Origin of the sequence: Paludisphaera borealis (genome assembly GCF_001956985.1) — a bacterium.
Taxonomy (GTDB): domain Bacteria; phylum Planctomycetota; class Planctomycetia; order Isosphaerales; family Isosphaeraceae; genus Paludisphaera; species Paludisphaera borealis.
In genome coordinates, this window is record NZ_CP019082.1 from 3,428,989 (window position 1) to 3,451,122 (window position 22,134).

General features: G+C 67.1%; 17 protein-coding genes and 1 other RNA gene. 16 read left to right on the forward strand and 2 right to left on the reverse strand.

Annotation, left to right across the window (positions count from 1 at the left end; all coding sequences use genetic code 11):
* Positions 1 to 63: 63 nt before the first annotated feature.
* The 14 genes from BSF38_RS13270 to BSF38_RS13335 all read left to right on the forward strand — a co-directional run bounded on the left by BSF38_RS13270 (position 64) and on the right by BSF38_RS13335 (position 16,243).
* Positions 64 to 2,163, forward strand: coding sequence for a flagellar basal body P-ring protein FlgI (locus tag BSF38_RS13270; protein ID WP_076346316.1), 2,100 nt, complete (start codon positions 64 to 66; stop codon positions 2,161 to 2,163).
* An 809-nt stretch (positions 2,164 to 2,972) separates the two neighbouring features.
* Positions 2,973 to 3,548 (forward strand): helix-turn-helix domain-containing protein, encoded by a 576-nt coding sequence (locus BSF38_RS13275; protein ID WP_076346318.1) that lies wholly within the window; start codon positions 2,973 to 2,975, stop codon positions 3,546 to 3,548.
* A gap of 360 nt (positions 3,549 to 3,908) precedes the next feature.
* Positions 3,909 to 5,486 carry an ArnT family glycosyltransferase gene (locus BSF38_RS13280; protein ID WP_237170868.1) on the forward strand — a complete coding sequence of 526 codons (1,578 nt, stop codon included), beginning with the start codon at positions 3,909 to 3,911 and terminating at the stop codon, positions 5,484 to 5,486.
* Positions 5,487 to 5,604: 118 nt separating this feature from the next.
* Positions 5,605 to 6,117: a cyclic pyranopterin monophosphate synthase MoaC gene (gene moaC, locus BSF38_RS13285; RefSeq protein ID WP_076346322.1), complete on the forward strand. Its 513-nt coding sequence runs from the start codon at positions 5,605 to 5,607 to the stop codon at positions 6,115 to 6,117.
* Between the two features lie 96 nt (positions 6,118 to 6,213).
* The gene (locus BSF38_RS13290) at positions 6,214 to 7,221 is read left to right on the forward strand and encodes a polyprenyl synthetase family protein (RefSeq protein WP_076346324.1); all 1,008 of its coding nucleotides are present in this window, start codon (positions 6,214 to 6,216) and stop codon (positions 7,219 to 7,221) included.
* 586 nt (positions 7,222 to 7,807) lie between these two features.
* Positions 7,808 to 8,269, forward strand: coding sequence for a helix-turn-helix domain-containing protein (locus BSF38_RS13295; protein WP_076346326.1), 462 nt, complete (start codon positions 7,808 to 7,810; stop codon positions 8,267 to 8,269).
* 112 nt (positions 8,270 to 8,381) lie between these two features.
* A complete protein-coding gene (locus tag BSF38_RS13300) occupies positions 8,382 to 9,086 on the forward strand; it encodes an ABC transporter ATP-binding protein (protein WP_076346328.1) in 705 nt (234 codons plus the stop codon).
* A gap of 28 nt (positions 9,087 to 9,114) precedes the next feature.
* Positions 9,115 to 10,647: an ABC transporter permease gene (locus tag BSF38_RS13305; protein WP_076346330.1), complete on the forward strand. Its 1,533-nt coding sequence runs from the start codon at positions 9,115 to 9,117 to the stop codon at positions 10,645 to 10,647.
* Between the two features lie 263 nt (positions 10,648 to 10,910).
* Positions 10,911 to 11,008: signal recognition particle sRNA small type (ffs, locus tag BSF38_RS13310), an RNA gene on the forward strand.
* A 174-nt stretch (positions 11,009 to 11,182) separates the two neighbouring features.
* A complete protein-coding gene (gene dnaX, locus BSF38_RS13315; protein ID WP_083713884.1) occupies positions 11,183 to 13,120 on the forward strand; it encodes a DNA polymerase III subunit gamma/tau in 1,938 nt (645 codons plus the stop codon).
* 46 nt (positions 13,121 to 13,166) lie between these two features.
* Positions 13,167 to 13,529 (forward strand): YbaB/EbfC family nucleoid-associated protein, encoded by a 363-nt coding sequence (locus BSF38_RS13320; RefSeq protein ID WP_076346332.1) that lies wholly within the window; start codon positions 13,167 to 13,169, stop codon positions 13,527 to 13,529.
* Between the two features lie 2 nt (positions 13,530 to 13,531).
* A complete protein-coding gene (gene recR / locus BSF38_RS13325) occupies positions 13,532 to 14,143 on the forward strand; it encodes a recombination mediator RecR (protein ID WP_076346334.1) in 612 nt (203 codons plus the stop codon).
* Between the two features lie 211 nt (positions 14,144 to 14,354).
* Positions 14,355 to 15,812, forward strand: coding sequence for an RNA polymerase factor sigma-54 (gene rpoN / locus BSF38_RS13330; RefSeq protein WP_076346336.1), 1,458 nt, complete (start codon positions 14,355 to 14,357; stop codon positions 15,810 to 15,812).
* A 215-nt stretch (positions 15,813 to 16,027) separates the two neighbouring features.
* The gene (locus BSF38_RS13335) at positions 16,028 to 16,243 is read left to right on the forward strand and encodes a hypothetical protein (protein ID WP_076346338.1); all 216 of its coding nucleotides are present in this window, start codon (positions 16,028 to 16,030) and stop codon (positions 16,241 to 16,243) included.
* Between the two features lie 15 nt (positions 16,244 to 16,258).
* Here BSF38_RS13335 and BSF38_RS13340 read toward each other — a convergent pair whose 3' ends face one another.
* Complete coding sequence (locus tag BSF38_RS13340) at positions 16,259 to 18,196, reverse strand: cytochrome c3 family protein (protein ID WP_076346340.1); 1,938 nt, start codon at positions 18,194 to 18,196, stop codon at positions 16,259 to 16,261.
* 47 nt (positions 18,197 to 18,243) lie between these two features.
* Entirely contained in the window at positions 18,244 to 18,549 is a 306-nt protein-coding gene (locus BSF38_RS13345; protein ID WP_076346342.1) for a tRNA-specific adenosine deaminase, read from the reverse strand.
* A gap of 26 nt (positions 18,550 to 18,575) precedes the next feature.
* On the opposite strand from BSF38_RS13345, the gene BSF38_RS13350 reads away from it, so the two are divergent.
* Together BSF38_RS13350 and BSF38_RS13355 are read left to right on the forward strand one after the other, a co-directional pair.
* Complete coding sequence (locus BSF38_RS13350; RefSeq protein ID WP_076346344.1) at positions 18,576 to 19,076, forward strand: DUF2127 domain-containing protein; 501 nt, start codon at positions 18,576 to 18,578, stop codon at positions 19,074 to 19,076.
* A 169-nt stretch (positions 19,077 to 19,245) separates the two neighbouring features.
* Positions 19,246 to 21,951, forward strand: a complete 2,706-nt coding sequence (locus tag BSF38_RS13355; protein ID WP_076346346.1) for a M16 family metallopeptidase — start codon at positions 19,246 to 19,248, stop codon at positions 21,949 to 21,951.
* Positions 21,952 to 22,134: the final 183 nt, after the last annotated feature.

Below are 22,134 nucleotides of genomic sequence, written 5' to 3' on the forward strand. Positions count from 1 at the left end.
ATCATCCGTTCTCGATGACGCGTCCGGGGGTTCTCCCCGAGCGGTAGGCAAGGAGGCAGGCCCATGTGGCGGACAGTCCCCAGGTTGACCTGGGCGGTCGGAGCCGTTGTCGCGTTGGCGACGCTGGCGGGGAATCAGGTCGGCGCGGCGGGCCCACTGGGCAAAAAGCGCGCCACGGCGCCTCCGCCCAAGGCCGAGGAGACCGTGGGAGACCTTGCGAGCGTCTTCAAGGGCGGTGAAATCACCGTCGAGGGGGTCGGTCTGGTCGCGGGCCTGGAAAACACCGGGGGCGACATACCGCCGTCGTGGTTTCGCACCCAGCTCGTCGACGAGATGAGCAAGGCGGGCGTCGAGCACGCCAGCGAGCTGATCCAGAACAAGCAATTCGCGCCCGTCATCGTGAGGATGAAGATCCCCACCGGCGCCGCCCCCAAGGATCGCTTCGACGTCGAGGTCGTGCTCCCGCCGGCCAGCGCCGCCAAGAGCCTCGCTGGCGGCTACCTGATGACGACCCGGCTCCGCGAGGTCCTCGTCGCCGGCGGCACGCCGCGCACCGGCAGCGACATGGCCATGGCGATGGGCCCGGTGATGACCGGCTCCGCCCAGAACCCCGGCGACCTCAAGTCGGGCCGCGTGCTGGGCGCGGGACGCGTCAAGAAAGACTATCCGTACAAGCTCCTCCTCGGCGAGAACAAGCGGTCCATCCGAAACGCCGGGTTGATGGAGAAGGTCGTCAACGAGCGGTTCCATCAGAACGAGAAGGGCCAGCAGAAAGGGGCCGCCACGGCCAAGTCCGACAGCAACCTGGTCCTCAAAGTCCCGGACATCTACCACCAGAACCAGGAGCGGTTCTTTCGCGTGGTGCAGCTCCTGCCGATGATCGACACTCCGGCCCTGCGCGAGCAGCGAATGGCCGGGGCCGCCAAGGAGCTGCTCGACCCCAAGACCAGCGGCGTCGCGGCGTTGAAGCTCGAAGCGCTCGGCCCTTCGGCCTCCGAGGCGCTCGGAGCGGGGCTCAAGCACGCCGACCCCGAGGTTCGGTTCTTCGCGGCCGAGGCCCTGGCGTATCTCGACGACGCCGCAGGCGTCGAAATGCTGGGGCAGACCGCGATCACTCATAAGCAGTTCCGGGCCTACGCCCTGGCGGCTCTGGCGGCCATGGAAGACGACTCGGCCCGGATCAAGCTCCGCAAGCTGCTGGACCAGCCCGAGATGGAGGTCCGCTACGGAGCGTTCAACGCCCTCCGCACTCTCGACGAGCACGACGCGGCGCTCGGGCAGGTTAAAATCCTCGACGACCCCTATAAGGACGAGGAGATCGACCCCGAAGCGCCCGACGCCATGGCCCTGGCCATCGCCTCGGCCCGGCGCCCCCGACCGGAAGACCCGTTCGCCCTCTACATCGTCGAGACGGAAGGTCCGCCCGTCGTCCACGTCTCGCGGTCGCGGCGGTCGGAGATCGTCGTCTTCGGCCGGGGCCAGAAGCTCCAGACCCCGATCGTGCTCGGCTCCGGCCCGGTCCTGCTGAACGCCGCGCTCAACGACGACGAGCTCGACATCTCCAAGATCGTCCCCAGCAAGTTCGGCGACGCCGACGTCAAAGTCCGCAGCTCGCTCGAGATCGGCGAGGTGATCCGCCACGTGGCGAACATGGGCTCGACCTATCCCGAGGTCATCGCCATCCTCGAAGCCGCGCAAAAGCAGAAGAACCTGCCCGGCCCGCTGTTCGTCGACTCGGTGCCCGTCTCCACCGTGGAGTACTTCGAGAAATCGATCCTGGGCGCGACGACGCCGAAGAAGGACGCCGCGGTCCAGAAGACCGCGAGCGGCTCGCGGCTCCGCAAGATGTTCAACTTCCGCGACCGGTCGTCCGCCGAGGACGACGGCAAGCCGGCCTCGGCCGCCGCCAAGTCCCCCAAGAGCGAAACCTCCAAGACCGACGCCAAGGACAAGCCAGCGGAAACGGGCAAGGCCGACGACGACGCCAAGGACAAGCCCGACGTGTCAGACAAGACGGACGCCAAGACCGACGCTTCGGACAAGCCCGCCGCCAAGAAGGACGACTCGCTGCAAAAGACCGGCGGAGCGGCCAAATCGGACGACGACTCCACGTCGACCTCGCGGTTTCGGTTCCTCGACCGCCTCCGAGGGCGCGGCGAGTAACCGTCGGAAGACCCTGCGCGGGGCCGTCGCCACCGGCGGCCCCGCTCGCCAGGACTAGTTAAGCAGGCAAAACCCGCTCGCCGCCGAGGCCGCCCGACGGCCGGACGCCCACCCCCACCCCCGCACAATGCGCCCGAAGCCCACTCAAGTTCCTGTGATCCAACAGGAACCGCGGATCTCGCCAGCCGCACTGGCGCGTCTGAGCGTACAGCAAGCCATGCAAGGCAGCGGACAATCCTGCCCCCGCCTAATTTCTCTTGCCTCGACGAAACTCCCCGTCGTGGCACGGCTTTACAACCGATCCAACCGCGCCTTTCGGCTCTCTCGACGGGACTACTCGCGACCCCTCCTAAAGTCCCAAGCCGCGCGGCTCGAATATTAGTCTTGACGGTCAGGTTCGCTACAGCAGGGATGCGAGTCAAACGCCCTTGCGTGGTTCAGGACCGGGCCGCTTTTCCATCCTGGATGGGGTGGGAAGCTCTGCCGGGCTTTATCGAAACGGGAGTCGGGTTGCCGAGCCGTCGCCCAACTCATCGAAAGGGCCTCCAAGACCGCGGAGTCGATCGTCTCAAACTTGAGTCTCGATTCGGGTTGCAGGAAGTGTGCCTCGTGGGGCGATAAAGAACGGGGGAGGGGTCGGAGCGATTCGCACGATTGCGGTCTCTCACCACAGTTCGACCTTCTTTACCGAAGACCGGGCTGGAGAGGCCGATAAGCCGGAGCGGTCGCCGAACCGACATGGTTCCGATCCGGAGGGAGGAGGAAGCCTCCGTGGCCTCGCACCCAACAGGGCGAGTGGAGTCCTCGAGATGAAGAAAGTATTCACAACCGGCCAGGTCGCGAAGATTTGCAAAGTCGCGCCGAGGACCGTCAGCAAGTGGTTCGACTCAGGACGCTTGCGAGGATATCGAATCCCTGGTTCTCAGGATCGTAGAATACCGCGGGAGCATCTCCTGCGGTTCCTCAAGGAGCATGGAATGCCCTTGGGCGATCTCGAGGCCGAGGTTTATAATAAAATCTTGGTGGTCGGGGCTGACGCTCCGCTCCAAGCCGTACTCCGGGATCACCTTCGCGAGGGCGACGATTTCCGGATCGAGACCGCCGCGTCGGGCTTTGAAGCCGGCATCCGCGCCGAAAGCTTCCATCCCGATTGCATCATCATCGATATGGCTCTCGGCCGCATCGAGGCCGGACAGATCGCGCAGAACCTGCGCAAGAGTCCGGACCATCAAGCGACCATCCTGCTGGCCCTGACCAGCGACGAGCCCGGCGAAGAAACCTTCGCGCTCGGCTTCAACGACGGCTTCAAGAAGCCGTTCGACGGTGCCTTGCTGGCAGAGCGGATTCGCAGGCTGATCTCCCAGAAGAAGTCCGAAGAGCCTTGAGCCGGCCCCGGACGTCGCCTTAGGGAACCCGACGCCGATCTCGATCTCGATCTCGATCCTGATACTCGGTTCTCGAACCAGCGAGCCCGAGCGACTTCCATCCCGGCCTCACCGCCGCGGAAGGAAGGAGCCCGGGCTCGCTGGCTTTTCCACGTCCTATCGCCGCGGCAGGCCGTGCGGTCGAGAGGGCGGCTTGATTTGATCGCGTCGACCGTTCATCCTGGTGCGGGACGCCCGCGACGGGCACTCGACGGCCACCTTCTCGAAGCAGACGGCGGGAGCGTTCGCGGCATGAGTCGACCGGCGGGGACGAATGGCTCAACGGCGACCGCGACGACCCATCGCCGAGTGGGATTCGCGATGGGAGCGCTCGCCGCACTGCTGACGATCGCCACCCTGGGAGGCCCGGGTCTCACCGTCGACGAACCGCTCGACGTGCGCCCGGGACGCGATTACTTCGCGACCTTGCAGCGCACGGGATGGCGGTTCTTCGAACGCGCGAACGTCGACCGCGCCTTCCGCGACAACGCCGAGCATCCGCCGCTGGGCCGCTGGCTGCTGGGCCTGGCCTCGCTGATCGGCGAGCCGTTCGAGCCGCTCTGGAACGGCTACGACCCGACCGGGGTCCACGTCGCCTCGGGCCGACTCGCCCCCGCATCGGCCTTCGCCGTTCTAGTCGGCCTGATCGCCGCCGAGGCCGCCCGACGGTGGGGGAACCCCTCCGGCCTCGCGGCGGGTTGGGCGCTGCTCGTCATGCCTCGGGTCTTCAGTCACGCCCATCTCGCCGCGCTCGATACGTTCCTCAGCCTCTTCTGGACGTTGGCCCTCCTGGCCGGCGCGCGAGCCGTCGAGGCGCGCCGGGTCACGCCGGCGATGGTCGCCGCCGGCGCGCTCTGGGCGCTCGCCTTGCTGACCAAAATCCACGCCTGGCTGCTGGCTCCGCTGCTTCTGGCCTGGGCGTTCAGCCGGTTGTCGCCGTCGCGGGCGATCAAGGCGATGGCGGTCTGGACCGCCGCCGGCGTCGCGCTGTTCATGGCGGGATGGCCGTGGCTCTGGTACGACACGGTCACGCGATGGGCCGCCTACTGGGGGACGAGCGTCGCGCGGGCGACGATCCGCGTCGAGTACTTCGGCCGGATCTGGAACGATCGCGACGTGCCCTGGCATTATCCGTGGCTCTATTTCGCCGTCACCGTCCCCGTCGTCCTTCACGCCGCCGGCGCGGTCGGCGTAGTCCGCGCCTGGCACGCCCGCCGCGAGGACCGATTTCCGTTTTTGCTGATCGCATCGATTCTCCTATTCTTAACACTCTTCAGCACAGGCGTTCCCGTATACGACGGAGAGCGTTTGTTCCTGCACGTCTTTCCCGCATGGGCGATGCTGATCGGCTACGGTTGCGGGCTCGCGTGGACGACCTTGCGGGGCTCGCGCGCCGGCCGCATCGCGGTTCTGGGAGTCTTGCTCTGCCAGTCGTACGGCGCGATCTCGATGCACCCGTTCGGGCTCAGCTATTACAATCTGCTGGTGGGGGGCCTGCCGGGGGCCGAGCGGCTCGGCCTGGAATTGACGTACTGGGGAGACGCCGTGGACCGGGTCTTGCTCGACGACCTGGCGCGTCGGGCCGACAAGGGGAGTGTCGCGGCCCTCGCGCCGACGCTCTATCCAGGGCAGGGGGTGCTGACCACGACCGCCGCCCTGGCGCGCCGCGACGTCATCCTCCAGGACGAGTCGGCCGTCCCCCGCGCCGACTGGATCGTGGTTCACCGCCGACGCGCCTACTGGAGCCCCGAGCTGACCGAAGCCCTCGCCACGGTGAACGAGCGCGACCTCTGGATCACGCGCCGGAGCCGCCATGGGGTCTGGCTCTCCGCTCTCTGGCACATTCCCAGGACTCTCGCCCCTCGGCCAAAGAACGATGCTAAGCCATCTTCCCCCTAGATCTTAGCTCGTCGCCCCATTCCCCTTCGCAAGAAACGCGCGCAGGACGACTAGCCGCCGTCCGGCCAATCCGTAAAATATGTTCAGAACGAATTGAACGAAACTTCGAGGGGGAGCGATGGCGGAGCTGACGCATTTCGACGATCGGGGGGCGAGTCGGATGGTCGACGTCTCGGCCAAGGCGTCGAGCCTTCGCACGGCGACGGCCAGCGGCCTGGTCCGGATGGCGGCGGAGACGCTGGCGTTGATCGTCGATCGGAAGCTGGCCAAGGGGGACGTCCTGGAGGTCGCGCGGCTGGCGGGGATCATGGCGGCGAAGCGGACGGGGGAATTGATCCCGCTCTGCCACCCCCTGGGCCTCGACGGCGTCGAGATCGACCTCACGCCCCGTCCTCCTGACGCGCTGGAGATCGTCGCAACCGCCCGGCTGAACGGCCGGACGGGCGTTGAGATGGAGGCGATGACGGCGGTCAGCATCGCGGCCCTGACGATTTACGACATGTGCAAGGCCGTCGACCGGGGCATGGTCGTCGAGCGTGTTAGACTCGAAGAGAAGACGGGCGGCAAGCGCGGGGTTTACAGGCGGACCGACGCGGGCGACGGGGGCGAACACCCCCCGGCGAAACCGTAGCGAGCCGATCGGCGTATCGTGGATCATCTCCCCGGCCGCAGGTGCGAAGGCCGAGCCGGGGCGGTCGAACGAGTCGTAGTGGGAGCGGAGACGGGCATGTCGAAACATCCAGGACTACAGGTCGAGGAGAGCCGGCGGACGCTGGGGCCGCTGTTCGCGCCGATCCAGGCCGAGCTGGCCGAGGCCGAGCGGATCTTCCAGCACGAGCTGCGCAGCCGTTTCCCGTTCGTGCAAGCGCTCGTCGAGCACTGCGGCGACTACCAGGGCAAGCGGCTCCGACCGGCTCTGGTCCTGCTGGCGGCCAAGGCGTGCGGCCGGATCACCGGCGATCACCCGGTCCTCGCGGCCGTCGTCGAGATGATCCACACGGCGACGCTCGTGCATGACGACATCCTCGACGAGTCGATCGTCCGCCGCCATGCCGCCACGGTCAACGCCGAGTGGGGCAACGAGACCGCCGTGCTGCTCGGCGACTACATGTTCACGCACGCGTTCCATCTCGCGGCTTCGCTCGACTCCACGCAGGCCTGCCGTTGGATCGGGGCGGCGACCAACAAACTCTGCGAAGGCGAGATGCAGCAGGTCCACCATCGCGGCAACCTCGACCTCGATGAAGCATCGTACTTCGCAATCATCGAGGGCAAGACCGCCGAGCTGACGGCCGTCTCCTGCCGCCTCGGCGCCCATTACGCGGGCGCGGACGACGAGGTTTGCGAGGCCCTCGACCGCTACGGCCGTTGCCTCGGGATCGCCTTCCAGATCGCCGACGACGTGCTCGACATCTGGGGAGAGGAACGGACCACCGGCAAGAGCCTGGGAACCGACCTCGAGAAGCAGAAGCTGACCATCCCCATCATTCGGCTGCTCGAAAGCGGCGATCCCGAGACGGTCGATCTCGCCCGCCGCCTGCTCAACGAAGCCCAGGCCGAATCACGCAAACGGCTGCGGCCGTTGCTCGAAGAGTCGGGCGCGCTCGACTACTCGTGGGAAAAAGCCCGCTGGTACGTCAAGCAGGCGATCGACGCGCTCGACGTCCTCCCTCCCTCCGATTCCAAGGCCGTCCTGGTCGTGCTCGCCGAATACGTGGTCCGACGGACTTCGTGACGCCGGGCCGCGCAGATTCTCCCGTTTACGCGACCACGCGTGTTCAACACATGTTGGTCCTTGCGGATGCGGTAACATGCGGGGAATCACGCCCGTTCGTGTAAGGCGGGACGTCGCTGGTGCGTAATGTTCCGGCGCGGGGGAATCGAGCCGTCGCTCGGGCCCTCCCCGCATTCGCGCGCGGCGGGGGGCGAGCCTCGCGCCGACCGATCCTCACGCGGCGTCGAGAACGCGCGCGCCTCGCGCCGAGGCGAGCCGGCCGTGGTCCTCCCCCCCTTGAATATTCAAGAATTTTTGATTGCAACTCCCTTCCCGACCGCTATGATGAGGCCTGACTGGCAAGTTCGCTTACGGGACGCCTCCCGGGAGCATCCGAGCCGGCCGCGAAACGGTCTCCAATAGGACGTGGAAGGCCGGGACTCGTTCCCTCCTCCTTACATGAACAACCCCTGAAGCTTCTCCAATCGCTTCGTTCGGCTCACCCCTGGGAGCCACCCTTCGCCTGCTCCCACGGATTCGTGAATATTTTTGCGAGAACAGAAACCAAGTGCTCCCCCGCATCGGGGAGACATCCTATAGTTGAGTCATGGAACTCAAACAGAAACTCCAACTTCTGATGGCCCGCAGAAGCCTGAACGGCCAGAAACTGGCCCGTCTCTCCCAGGTCAGCGATTCGGAGATCTCCCGAATCCTCCAGGGAAAGTCGCGGCCGGGCCTCGACAACGCCCTGCGGCTCGCCCAGGCGGTCGGCGTTTCGCTCGACTTCCTGGCCGACGACACGATGGAGGCCGAGCCCTCCCCGCCCGAAGACGCACTTTCCTCCGAAGAACGCAAACTGCTCGGCGTCAGCCAGAAGATCGGCTGCACCGAAGCCCTTGCGATCCTTGAGAACGTCCGCTTCCTGGGCTATGAAGTCGCCATGAGCCGGCTCGTCGGCGCCAAGCCGGTCATCGAGATCGACAAGGACGCCGCCGACCCCCGCGCCTCGCACACGCCCCCCGCGCCGCACCTCTCGCGAGCCCCCGCCTCCGCCGGCGTCTCGGCCTGACGGCCCGGACGCCTCGACTCCGGATCGGCGGCCCCTTTCCTCGGCCCGCCGTCGTGGTACGATGTCCCCGACTTCGACGGATGTCAGATCCAGCGATTCGGAGACGAGCACCGTGACGGCTGCGCCTCGGTCCCGGAACGGCGAGATCGCGGTGCGGACCGCCGACCTCACGAAATCCTACGGTTCCGCCGCCTCTCCCGTGTACGCACTTCGCGGGGTGTCGCTCGACGTGGCGACCGGCGAGCGAGTCGCCCTGCTCGGCAAGTCGGGCTCGGGAAAATCGACGCTGCTCAACCTGCTCGGGGGGCTCGACCACGCCACCTCGGGAGGCCTGCACGTCGGCGGCCTCGACGTCGGCCGGCTCTCCCGGCGCGAGCTGTCGCGGTTCCGATCGGCGACGGTCGGCATGATCTTCCAGTCGTTCAACCTGATCCCGTCGCTGTCGGCCCTTCAAAACGTCGAGCTGCCGATGATCTTCGCCGGCCGTGGCCCCCGCGAACGTCGGGCTCAGGCCGAAGCGGCCTTGCGGTCGGTCGGCCTGGGCGAGCGCCTGAACCATCGACCGACCGAACTGAGCGGCGGCGAGAACCAGCGCGTGGCGGTGGCCCGCGCCCTGGTCAACCGGCCCCGGATCGTCCTGGCCGACGAGCCGACCGGCAACCTCGACACCGACACCGCGCGCGAGGTCATGGGCCTGATCCTCGACCACGTCGAAACCCACGGCGCGACGCTCGTCCTGGTCACGCACGACGAGGAACTCGCCGCCGCCAGTACCTCGCGCATCCTCCGCCTCAGGGACGGTCGGCTGCTGCCTTGAACCTCAACGCGAAACCGGGAGAGCCCCCGTGCGACTGAGCGACCTGCTGACCTTGCCGTTCGCGTCGTTGCGCCGGCAGCCCCTGCGGACGGTGCTCACCACCTTGGGCGTGGTCTTCGGCGCGTTCGTCCTGGCCGCGAGCCTGTCGATCGGGCAGGGGGTTCAAGAGACGATCGACCGCGAAACCCGCCGTAACGGCGTCGCCCGCCGGGTCGACGTCTCCCCCGCATGGAAGCCCGCCGCTCCGAAGCCCGACGAGCCGGTCGCCGGTGCCATGACCGACGCCCGCCGCGATCGGCTCCGCAAGGCGATCGCCGATGCGACGCCGTGGTACAACCGGCAGGACGACCGAGTCAAGCTCACGCGCGAGCGATTGAACACGCTCGCCGCGATGCCCCACGTCGAAACGATGACGCCGATCCTCAACCTCGGCGCGTTCGCCGTCCTCGGCGAGAAATCGCAATTTACGGGGCTGGCCTCGGCCCGGCCGACCGACGAGGCCCTCCGCCGCCGGATCATCGCCGGCCGCCTGTTCAACGCCCCGGACGAGCGCGGGCTGGTCGTCAGCGAACTACTCGCCTACCGCCTGGGATGCGTCGACGAGGCCGACGTCGCCCGCCTGATCGGCCAGACGCTCCGGCTGGAGTTCCGCCGCCAGGAGTTTGACGGCGGCATCCAGGTCTACCTGATGAAGCAGCAAGGAACCCCGACCCGCGACGAGGCCGACGCCCTCCAGAAGATCAAGCAGCGGCTGCCGGACGCGCTCGACAAGCTCGGGCTGACGCCCAAGGAGGTCGAGGTCCTGCGGAGCGCCCTCGTCGTGAAGCCCGTCACGGCACCGGCCGTGCAGACCGAGGAATTCCCGGTCGTCGGCGTGATCCGCCAGTCGACGGAGGAAGAATTGAAGGGACCGTGGAACCCGTTACGGGTCGATGCCGACGCGGTATTGCCCTTTCAGACGGCCGTCGACGTTCACTTTCGGGTGACCGAGCCCGACGAGCAAGGAGTGGACCGGGCGATCCTGATCGTGGACGCCGAGGCGAACGTCAAGGACGTGGTTCAGAAGGTCCAGGAGACGGGACTCGACAGCCGGGCCGCCGTGGAATTCATCGACCGCGAGCGACTCATTTATCTGTTGATCTTCGGCGGCATGACGTGCGTGGCGGCGGTGGCGCTCTTGGTCTCGGCGCTGGGGATCGCCAACACGATGCTGATGAGCGTCCTCGAACGGACGCGGGAGATCGGCGTCATGAAGGCCGTCGGCGCCGACAACCGCCATCTGCTTGTGATGTTCCTGATCGAGGGCGCCCTGATTGGCTTCTTCGGCGGCGTCTTCGGGCTGCTGCTCGCCTGGGCCGCGTCGTATCCGGGAGACGCCTGGATCAAGGAGATGGTGCTCCGGGATATGAAGATCGACCTGGCGCACGGGATCTTCGTCTTCCCCCCCTGGCTGGTCGTCGCCGTCCTGACCCTGCCCGTCGTCGTCACCACCCTCGCCGCCGTCTACCCCGCCCGCCACGCCGCCCGGATCGACCCGGTGAAGGCCCTGCGACACGAGTAGGGCCGGAAGGGGCCGTCCACGAACAACGTCCAACTGTTTATTCCAGGGAATTCACCACGGAGGACAGAAGGACACGGAGGGCAAACGATTCGATCGATCGCCCAACAACGTGAGTCAAGGCGGCCGATCTCGAATATCGATTCCGGACTCGGCGACAAGGCGACAAGGCGCAGTCCTAGATCTTGACCTTGCATCCTCCCCCGGTCTTTCCGACAATAGCTCTTTCGCCAGACGACCGCCTGAGGCGGGGGTCTCGGTGAGCCGGGGGGGACCCGGGCAATGGGGGTTTGTGAACCTGGTCAGGGCGGGAACGCAGCAGCCATAAGCATCACCCTCATGTGCGCGGGAGAACCTCCCCGGCTCTCCAAGGCCCCTGCAAACGCGGGCGACCGGCCCGAGCGAGCGGGCTGAGGAAGCGAAGCGAAGCGAAAGCGGTAACGGACGGAGCCGAGGTCGACTCTCGCAGAGCAAGGACGCCGGACGGCCGGGCTCGGACCTCGACGACAGGGAAACCGGTCCGACGGAGCACCGTCTCGTGTCGCAAGGTCCCGCGCCGAAAAAGCAAGCCAGTTCCACCAACGACGACGCCGAGCCCTCGTCGGCGGCGCACGTCCCGGGCTCTCGCGACGCTTCGGCGGGCAATTACACGGTCGTCGCGCGTCGCTATCGGCCGCAACGGTTCGAAGACGTCGTCGGTCAGGACCACGTCGTCCAGGCGCTTCGCAACGCGATCCGGCTCAACAGGTTGGCGCAGGCGTACCTGTTCTGCGGCACTCGGGGCGTCGGCAAGACGTCGATGGCCCGGATCTTCGCCAAGTGCCTGAACTGCGTGAACGGGCCGACCGAAGAGCCGTGCCAGGTCTGCGACATCTGCCAGGCGATCTCCGTCGGCCAGGACGTCGACGTGATCGAGATCGACGGCGCCAGCAACAACGGCGTCGAGCAGGTCCGCGAGCTGCGGCAGAACGTCTCGCTCCGCCCCAGCCGGGCCAAGTACAAAATCTACTACATCGACGAAGTCCACATGCTCTCGACGGGGGCGTTCAACGCGCTCTTGAAGACGCTCGAAGAGCCACCGCCGCACGTGAAGTTCTTCTTCGCGACGACCGAAGCGAACAAGATCCCGATCACGGTCCTGTCGCGTTGCCAGCGGTACGACTTCGCCGGGATCACCCCCGAGGCGATCGTCGGCGCGCTCAAGGACATCTGTGACCGCGAGCAGGTCGACGCCGAGGTCGAGGCGCTCCAGGTCGTCGCCCGCCGCGCCGGGGGATCGATGCGCGACGCCCAGTCGCTGCTCGAACAGCTCCTGTCGTCGGGAAGCCCGAAACTGACTGTCGAGGTCGTCCACGGCCTGCTCGGAACCGCCAGCGACGAACGGTTGCTGGGGATGCTCGAAGCGCTGTCGAGCCGCGACCCGGCCGCGGCCCTCACGCTGCTCGACCAGGCCGCGAGCCAGGGAGTCCAGGCGTCGGAGCTGCTGGCCGGCACGCTCGACTTCCTCCGCGACGCGATGGTTCTCTCGATCGGCGCCGGCTCGATCCTGCTCACCGTCTCGCCCCGCCAGCGCCCCCGTCTCCAGGCCGTCGTCGACGCCTGGTCGACCGATTCGATCGTCACGGCCCTTCAGATCCTCGCCGAAGCCCGTGCGCGAATGCGCGGCGTCGCCCACGGCAGATTGCTCGCTGAACTGGCTCTCGTGCGAGTCGCTCGACTCGAAGATCTCGAAGACTTGACCGAAATGGTCCAGCGGCTCAAGGCGCTCGAATCCGGATCGCCCCTACCGCCCAGGTCTTCGGCGCCCAGCTTAAAAAAAAAGCTAACGCCGACTGACGACGCCCCCAACCGCGCCCCGGAAGCCGAAAAAACCGCCGTGGTCGGTGCCGCCGTCGCCCCGGCTCCTCGATCCGAACCCGAGCGCGCGGCCGAAAGGCCCCGAGCGGGCAGCGGAACGGCGACGAAAGCCCAGGGTGTGAAAGAGGTTGCGACGGTCGCCCGGAAACCGGCGAAGGTCGCCGAGGCCGAGGACGAAGCCGGCGGGGCGCCGCTCGAATTGCACGTCGTCAGCGGCATCTGGCCCGACCTGATCAAGAAGGTGGGCGCGAATCTGGGATGGAAGTTGAGCCAGGCGATGCCGATCGGTCTGGACGGGCCGGACGTCCTGGTCATCGGGGCCAAGCCGGGATACAATTCGGTGGCCGACCTGTGCGGGACCGACGAGGCGCGAAGGCTGATCGCCGATTCCCTTCGAGGGTTGCTGCGACGCCCCTTGACCGTTCGCTACCAGCAATCAAACGCCGACGCCGACAGCGGCTCCGGCGCTCCCGCCGCCGAGTCGCGACGGGCCGACCAGCTCCAGAGCGACCCGATGGTTCAGAAGGTCATCGAGCTGTTCGAGGCGCGGGTGTTGCATCTCGAATACGAAGGCGAGCAAGACAACGACGGCCCTTCGGCCGCGCAGGGTGCGGGCTGAAGAATCACCGCGATCGCCACAAGGATACGTCAGAAAAGAGGCTCCCGTGTTCGGACAACTGGGAAACATCGCAGAACTGATGCGCAACGCGGGCAAGTTGCGGGATTCGGTCGCCAAGGCGACGGAAGCGCTTGGCCAGCTTCAGGTTGAAGGCAGCTCGGGCGGCGGCGCGGTGACGGCGAAGATCAACGGCCGGATGGAGATGATCGCGCTGCGGATTGATCCCAAGCTGCTGGCCGACGGCGATGCCGAGCTGCTCGAAGACCTGGTCGTCTCGGCGGTGAACGCCGCGATGGTCAAGGCGCGCGATTCGGCGGCTCAGTCGCTGGCGTCGGTGGCCGGCGGCCTGCCGATGGGGCTGTTCCCCGGCGGGGACGCACCGATCGGCCCCGGGCCCGGAGGCTCCTGACGATGGCCGGCTCCGGCTACGCGGCGGCGCTCGACCGCCTGACCACGACCCTGGGGCGGCTCCCCGGCATCGGCGCGAAATCGGCCGAGCGGCTCGCCCATCACCTGCTCAAGTGTCCCGTCGACGAGGCCCTCGAACTCGCCGAGGCCATCCGAACGGCCAAGGAGCAGGTACGCCATTGTCAAATTTGCTACCACCTCACCGAGGTGGATGCACCCATCTGCGGCATTTGCCGCGACGAGCGCCGCGATCCGAGCTTGGTCTGCGTCGTCGAGCAGTCGCGCGACCTGCTGGCGATCGAGAAAGCCGGCTCGTTTCCCGGCGTCTATCACGTCCTGCTCGGCCGCCTGGCCCCGTTGCAGGGGATGGGGCCGGACCAGTTGACCGTCGACGCGCTGGAAGCCCGGGTCCGCGCCGGGTCGGTCCGCGAGCTGATCATGGCCACCAATCCCAACCTCGAAGGGGACGGCACCGCCCTGTTCATCGCCAAGCGGCTGGCCGACACGTCCGTCCAGATCACCCGCCTGGCGCGCGGACTGGCCTCGGGCAGCACGCTCGAATTCGCCAGCCGCGACATGCTCGCCGACGCCCTCGCCGGCCGCCAGCCGTTCTGAGCGCCGCAACAACCGGCCGGGCGATGTGGCGTCCGTGAATCGCTCCGCGCGCCGGCCTGTCGGTTTCCCGGGCCTTCGACGAGATTGCGCTTGAAGTCCGCCGGAAGGTGGCATAATACTTGCTAGAGAACATGGCGTGCCGTGGCGAGAATCGTTCTGGTTTTTGTCGCGACGGTTCGACTGATTCGCGGAACTGAGGGATTGGTGGATCATGCGGCTTGACACGTCCCAGCAGATGCGAACCGAGATGCGGCTGCGCATGGCGCCGCGCATGATCCAGTCGATGGAAATCCTTCAGTTGCCGATCATGGCCTTGCAGGAGCGGATCGAGCAGGAGCTGAGCGAAAACCCGGTGCTGGTCGACCTCCGCGAATCGACGCCGACGACCACCGAGGACTCCGACGACACGTCCACCCCCGCACCGGCCGAGGCCGAGACGGCCGAATCCAACGAGTTCGACAGCCTCGGCGGCCTCGACGAGAACTGGAGCGAGCTGTACGACGAAGGCCCGCGCCGCAGCCGCGCCTCGCTTAGCGAAGAGGGGGACCGCAAGCAAGACGCCATGCAAAACATGGCGTCGCGCCCGCGTTCGTTCCATGACGGCCTGGCGGAACAGCTCGGGTTCTTCGACTGCGACCCGATCCTCCGCGACCTGGCCGAGTACATCATCCACAGTCTCGACGACAACGGCTACCTGCCCAAGAACGTCACCCTCCACGACATCGCCCGCGACTTCGGCCACGACGTGACGATCGAACAGGCCGAGGACGCGCTGCGGATGGTCCAGCGGCTCGACCCGCCGGGGGTCGGCGCCCGCGACCTCCGCGAGTGCCTGCTCTTGCAGTTAACGCCCGAGACGCCCTGCCTCGACATCCTCCGCACCCTGATCACCCACCATCTCGACGACCTTCAGCACAACCGGCTGCCAACCATCGAGAAGAAGACCGGGCTGTCGATTGAGGGGATCAAGGCGGCCATCGAGCACCTGCGGCGGCTGAACCCCCGCCCGGGCTCGTCGTACAACCTCCAGGAAAACACCCACTACGTCGTGCCCGACCTGGTCGTCGAGCCCAACGAACTCGGCACGTACGACGTCCGGCTCGTCGACGAGCACACGCCGAACCTGTCGATCTCGCGGTACTACCAGAAGCAGCTCCGCAACAAGGCCACCGACCCCGCGGCCCGCGAGTTCATCCAGAAGCGGATCCAGTCGGCCCGCTGGCTGATCGAGTCGATCGAGCAGCGCCGCAACACGCTGCTGAAGGTCGCCCGCGCGATCATCGAGCATCAGCGGCCGTTCCTGGACAAGGGCCCCGAGTTCATCGAGCCGCTCAAGATGCAGCAGATCGCCGACCGCGTCGGCGTCCACGTCACGACCGTGAGCCGCGCCGTCGACGACAAGTGGGTTCAGAGCCCGCGCGGGATCTTCCCGCTCAAGCGGTTCTTCGGCGGCGGCACGACCACGGCCGACGGCGACGAGATCGCCTGGGACACCATCAAGCAGAAGCTCCTCGAAGTCGTCGCCAAGGAAGACAAGCAGAACCCCATGTCCGACGAGGAGATCGTCGACGAGATGGGCCGCCACGGCCTCAAGGTCGCCCGCCGCACCGTCACCAAGTACCGCCAGGCCCTTTCGATCCCGTCGAGCCGGCAGCGGAAGCAGTTTTAGTAGCAGGTTCCGGACGAATCGTCATGCCCCAGTTTGGGGTGCCCGACCTCATGAAAATGGGGATCGCGGTCGACTCGGTCCAAATACAAGCCCGAAGCGCCAGCGAGTGAATTTCCGGTCGGCCATTCGAATCGATTCACTCGCTGGCGCTTCGGGCTCGTAATGGGGCGTGCCCTATCGTCTCGCTGATCTACCTTCATCGAGATCAGCTTCGGTTGAGCCGGTACAAGGGTGCCTGGCCGCTTTCGAAGCAAAGGGCGCACTGGCTCTACGACGAGGTCGACGTCGATTCCGAGTCGCAGGGAGCGTTGCTGCACCGCGTTCTCTTCAGTGACGGGATCATCCTGGAAATCCCGTTCAAGTCCGTCTGGATTCACACGGTGCCGATGCGGGCGTCAGACGACGCGGTCTGGTCGAAACAGATCGCCTGACGCCGGCCGATCGGCTCACCGTCCCGCGATGGGCGGCTTGCTCTCGGTCAGCTCCGGGTGGACGCGGATGTGGTGGTCGGTGAATTGCGAGTGCGGGATCGGGGTTTGATCCTTGGGCATGTGGCAGGCGATGCAGCCTGACTTCGGTTGCACGGGGCAGGGGGGGGCGGCTGTGAACGCGGTCTGCCGGGGGCGAAGGAGCGAGCGCGGCTCTTTCGGGGGCGACGGAGTTCCGGAGTGGCATTCGAGGCATTTCGCTTCGTAATGCGCGGGGGAGGTCTCGGCGTCGCGGTGCGGGCTGTGGCAGGTGACGCAGTCGAGCGCTTTCTGCGACTCGGTGTAACAACGGCTCCAGGAGAGCGTGGTCGACTGGAACCGGCTGGCCGTTTCGAGCGAGGGAGTGACCTCGAAACCGACCTTCCGCGGGTCGTGACACTGTCCGCAGAGCTTCACGATCGGCTCGCCGTACGTCATCGAAGGGCGGGCGATCGCCATGTCGCGCAAGAAGAGGGATGGGTCTTTCTTTGCGTCGGGAGCGTTGACGGCCAGCAGATGGTTGCCGCCGGGGCCGTGGCATTTCTCGCATCCGATCGCGCGATCGGCGGCCTCGGGGCCGGAGTTGCTCAGGACCGCCATGGCATTTGTCTGATGGCAGATGATGCACCGCCGGACGACGTCGAGCGTCAAAATCGATCCCTGGTACAACGCCGAGTGCTGGGGAATTCGGCTCTGGCCCGACGTGACGTCCCATTTCCCGTCGTTCCCGTAATACGAAAGACGGCTCTCGAAGTAGTGGTTCTTGTCGTTGCGCCCGACGAGAGTCAACCCGCGATCGCCCGTGCCGAAGGCGTAGTCGATGATCGAGCGGACGACCCGATCGTCGATCTTGGTCTCGACTTCAACGTGATCTTCGACCTTTTGAAACGAGTGAACGACCTTGGGGTCGCCGGGGTCGGGCACGGGCTGTTTCGGGAGCGGTAGCGCGGCGATCTCCGACTCGCGGAAGAAGGTCCGCCCGTGCCGGCTGGGTTGCTGCATATCGGAAATCACACGATGACAACTGACGCAGCCCGCCGCGCCCACGTAAGACGCCGGCTCGGCTTCGAGTGGATGTTCGTCGCGATATGTGCGAGCCTGATCGAGAACGGTCGGGGAGATGGGTTTACTCTCCTGGAGATCGCAACGGCTCAGCAGCCAGGAGACTTCGAGATCGGGCGAGGAGGTCGCGCCGGCGGGTTGCATCGGCTCGAGGACTTCGCGCGCCCGGGCGGGCTTGCCCGTCTGCAGGAAGCTCCGGGCCAGCAGCTTGCGATACCGTTCCCGATCCTTGGGATCGATCGACTCCCCCGGCTCGTTCAACCCCCGCTCGAGCGCGGTGATCACTTGCTCCGGGGCGTTCATCATCACGTACATTTCACCGAGCAGCAGATTGGCGCGGGCCTTCCAGCCGGGTTGGGTCAGCAATTGCTGGATCGTGACCACGGCGGGGATGTATTGATCCATCTCGGAGAGCGATTTCGCCGTCGCCGCCAGCGTCTCGGGGTGGTTCGGATTCCTGGTCAAGGCGAGCTTCCACGCCTGGTGGGCCAGATCGACGTTCCCCTTGCGGCTCTGTTCCATGCCCAGAAGGTAGAAGTCGTCGGACTCCATCGCGTCTTCGCCGAGCCCGCCGTAGATCGCCAGGGCCGACGACTCCTTCCCCTGACGGAGCGAGGCGCGGGCGAGAAGGCGAAGGGCGTCGAGGTCGCCGTTGGCGGTCTTGAGCCGGGCGCGAGCCGCCCGAGCGGCGGCGTCCCAATCCTGCCGGTCGTAGGCGGTCCGGGCCTCCTTGAGAGGGTCGACCGGGAGGAAGGATCGCCAGAAGTAAGCAACGGCCGCGCAGGACGTCGCGAAGACCGCCGTCGCCGTCAGCGCGATGAGGATTCGACGCGCCCGCCTCCCGTCATCCCACATGCAACACCATCCTGAGATTCCCGCCGCAACGAAGCCCCTGATCCTTATCAGAGTACGGAGAACAGCCCGTCAATGCGAGCGGCGGCCAGGTACATGGGACAACAGTGGGCGAGGAGGGTGAACGCGCAGCCGGTGAAGTTCTCGGCCCCCAGCGCGGCGGCCGCCGCCCGGATCGCCAGGAACTCCGCGTGGGCGGTCGGATCGTGCGTCTGCACGAGGAGGTTGACCGCCTCGGCGACGATCTCGCCGTCCCCGAAGACGATGCAGGCGACTTGAGCGGCGGGGCGAGTCGACGTTCTGGCCTGTGTTCGGCCGTTGCTCGGCGATATTCTCGGACGTCGCGCCCGGATCATCTTGTTCTCAATTTTCGGAACCCACGATGCCCTCCACTCCGACTCCTTCCCGCTCGCCGCTGGGATTGAAATTGATCGGCGTCGCCAAGCTCGCGAGCGGGGTGCTGGCGCTTGCGGTCGGGTTCGGGTTGTTCAGGCTGTTCCGGAGCGACGTGGCGGTCACGCTGGAGTCGTGGATAAGCCGTCTCCGGTTCGATCCCGATAATCGACTGATCCACGAGGCGGTCACGAGGGTCGCGAACATCCAGCCGGGCCGTCGCCGGCTGATCGAGGCGGGGGCGTTCTTCTATGGATCGCTCCACATGGTCGAGGGCTTCGGGCTGGTCCGGGGCAAGAACTGGGGGGCGTTCCTGACGATCATCGCCACCAGCTCGCTGATTCCGCTGGAGCTGTACGAGATCGCTCGCAAGCCGACGGCGGTTCGCATCCTGGTCTTGATCGTGAACGCGGCGTTCGTCGTCTACCTGATCCGCTACGAGGCCCGCCACCGCCGAGAGAACGAGCCGACGGCCCCCGCGCAGCCGTGACAATCCTCCCCGCGGCGGCCGAGGCGCAAGGACGGTTGGGAATGTCGGGCCCCGGAGTGTTACAATAGAGGGCGTCCTCGGGTCATGGCGAGACGGGGGTCCGCGTCGGTCTGGACGAACTCGACGTCGCCCGATCAAGCCTCGGAACGGATGGAGGGGAAGCACCGATATGGCTCGACGGCTCAAGTCCCAGCCCTCGGTCGCGCGGGTGGGCGATCAGCCGGTCTTCGAGCGGGTGCTGGGCAACGGGCTGAAAGTCCTTGTCTTGCCCCGCAAAGGGGTCCGGATCGTCGTCTGCGACCTCTTCTATCCGGTCGGGTCGTTCGACGAGCCTCCCGGAAAGTCGGGGATCGCCCACTTTCTGGAGCACATGCTGTTCAAGGGGACCGAGCGGTTCCCCAAGGGGCGGATCGACCAACTCGCGTTCCTCGCCGGCGGCCAGGCCAACGCCGACACTGGCGAAGACCGCACCCATTACTGGTTCTCCCTGCCGGCCGAACAGTGGGAACTCGCCCTGGAGATCGAAGCCGACCGGATGGTCCACGCCCAGTTCGACCCGCGCGAGGTCGAGGCCGAGCGCCAGGTCATCGGCGAGGAGCGGGCGCGGGACGTCGAGACGCCCCTGATCCGCCTCGATCAGACCCACCAGGCGCTCTCGTACCTGAGACACCCGTACCGCGACCCGGTCATCGGCTGGCCCGAAGACCTGGAGTCGATCGGCGCCGAGGATCTGGAATCGTTCTACCGCCGGCATTACCGGCCCGACGGCACCGTCCTGGTGCTGGCCGGCGACGTCGAGCCGGGCCTTGTGCTCGATCGCGCCCTGGCCCACTTCGGCGCGATCCCACCGGGCCAAGTCCAGCGACCCCCGCGGCGCGACGGCATCGAAGGCCCGCAAACCGGCCGGCGCGACTTCGTGATGGACGAATCCGAGGCGCTGCCGCGCGGCATCCTCGGCTGGCACACGGTCCCCGAAGACCACCCCGACTCCCCGGCGCTCGAAGTGCTGGCCGACCTCCTGTCCGCCGGCCGGCGGTCGCGGCTGTGGCGGTCGCTGGTCGACGAGGACCGGCTGGTCGGCTGGGTCGAGGCCGCGCACGCCTGCGGCCGGCAAGCGGGCCAGTTCTTCGTCCAGCTTGAAGCCGCCGAAGACCAGATCGACCCGTCCGACGTCGAGGAGGCGATCGCCGACGTGATCGCCGACCTGGCCGAGATCGGCCCCGCGCCCGAAGAGCTGGCGCGCGTCCGCAACCGGTTCGAGGCCGGCTGGCGATGGGACCAGGAAGACCTGCTCGCCCTGGCCTGCGGGGTCGGTCAGGCCGCCCTCTGGGGAGACTGGCGCGACTGGCAGGCCGAACACGCCGCCGCGCTCGCCGTCGACGCCGCGGCCGTCCGCCGGGTCGCCTCGAAGTACCTCGTCGAATCCAACCTCACCGCCGGCTGGCTGCTCCGCCCCGACGACGCCAAGCCCAATCAACGCCCCGCGCCCGCGCTTCCACTTCCGAAGAAACGCGAGGTCGCCGTGACGAACGCGGCCCTCGCCTCGACGACGACAATCGCTCATCCCAAGATCGAAGCGTCGACGAAGGCCGGGCGAAGGACGCCGCGACAGGTCGATTACCAGCCTCGCCGGATGCTGCTGAGCAACGGCTTGCGGGTCATCCACGAGCGCCGACCGGGGGTCGGCGTAGCGGCCGTCGACCTCTACATCGAAGGCGGCTGGGTGCGCGAGGCCGTCCCCGGCGTCTCGGCGTTGACCAGCCGGATGCTCGAAGAGGGGAGCGTCGGGCGATCGTCGCAAGAGCTGGCCGCGGCCATCGAGGACGTCGGCGGCTCGCTCGAATTGTCGACGACCTGGAATTCGCTGCGGACCCGCTCGGAAGACCTGGGCCTCGGCCTCGATCTGCTGGCCGACGTGATCCGCCGCCCGCTGTTCCCGGCCGAAGCTCTCGACTGGGCGAAACAGCGGATCATCGGCGACTTGCGGGGCGACCGCGAAGACCCCGCGTTCCGCGCCGATCAGACCTTTCGCGCGATGGTCTACGGCGACCACCCCCTGGGCCGCGACCACCGCGGCGGCGTCCGCGAGATCGGCCGGCTGACCCGCGACGACGTCTTCGCCCACCACCGGCGCTGCTTCGCGCCCGAGACCGCGTTCCTGGTGGTCGTCGGCGAGTTCGACCCCAGGAAACTCAAGCGGATGATCGAGAAGCAGTTCGGCGACTGGGAGCCGAAAGGCGAGGCGGCCCCCTCGTGGCCAGCGTTGCCCGCGACCGGACGGCCGCGATCGCGGCGGATCACCCACCCGGGCGAGCAGGTCCACATCGTGCTGGGACACCGGGGGATCGCCCGCCGCCACCCCGACTACGACGCGCTTCTGGTGCTCGACCACATCCTCGGCAGCGGGCCGGGCTTCTCCGACCGGCTGGGCCGGATCGTCCGCGACGAACTGGGCCTGGTGTACACCGTCGGCGGCGGCATGACTGACTCGGCCGACCTGATGCCCGGCCTGTTCCGGATCTACGCCGGAACCATGCCCGAGGAGGCCGACCGGGTGGTCGCGGCGATCGTCGACCAGATCCGAGCGATGCATCTCGGCCATTTCTCCGACGACGAGGTCGCCGGCGTGCAGCAGTACCTCGCCGGGGCCGCGCTGTTCGAGCTGCAAACCGTCGAGCAGCGCGCCGAGCGGCTGGTCGACCTGGAACGGCTGGGCCTGCCGCTCGACGAGCCGAAGACCTGGCCCGAGCGGATCGCCGCGATCACGCCCCGCCAGGTTCGCGACGCCGCCCGGACCCACCTCCACCCCGACGCCCTGTTTCGGGTCGCCCTCGGCCCGCTGGCGAGGCCGACCCGGAAAGCCCGGACGCGGTGAGGATGAGGCCGGACGATCGCTTGACAGTCGCCCGAGCGTCTTCTACGATGGGACCGCTTTATTCATGAACGCTGATGAATTCGACCGTCGCCGCTCGACTCGAACGATCGCGACGGCGGCTCGCGTTCATCGGGATCCTCGGGAAAACTCTCGGGATGCGGACGAGGCGAGGCGCCTTGGTTC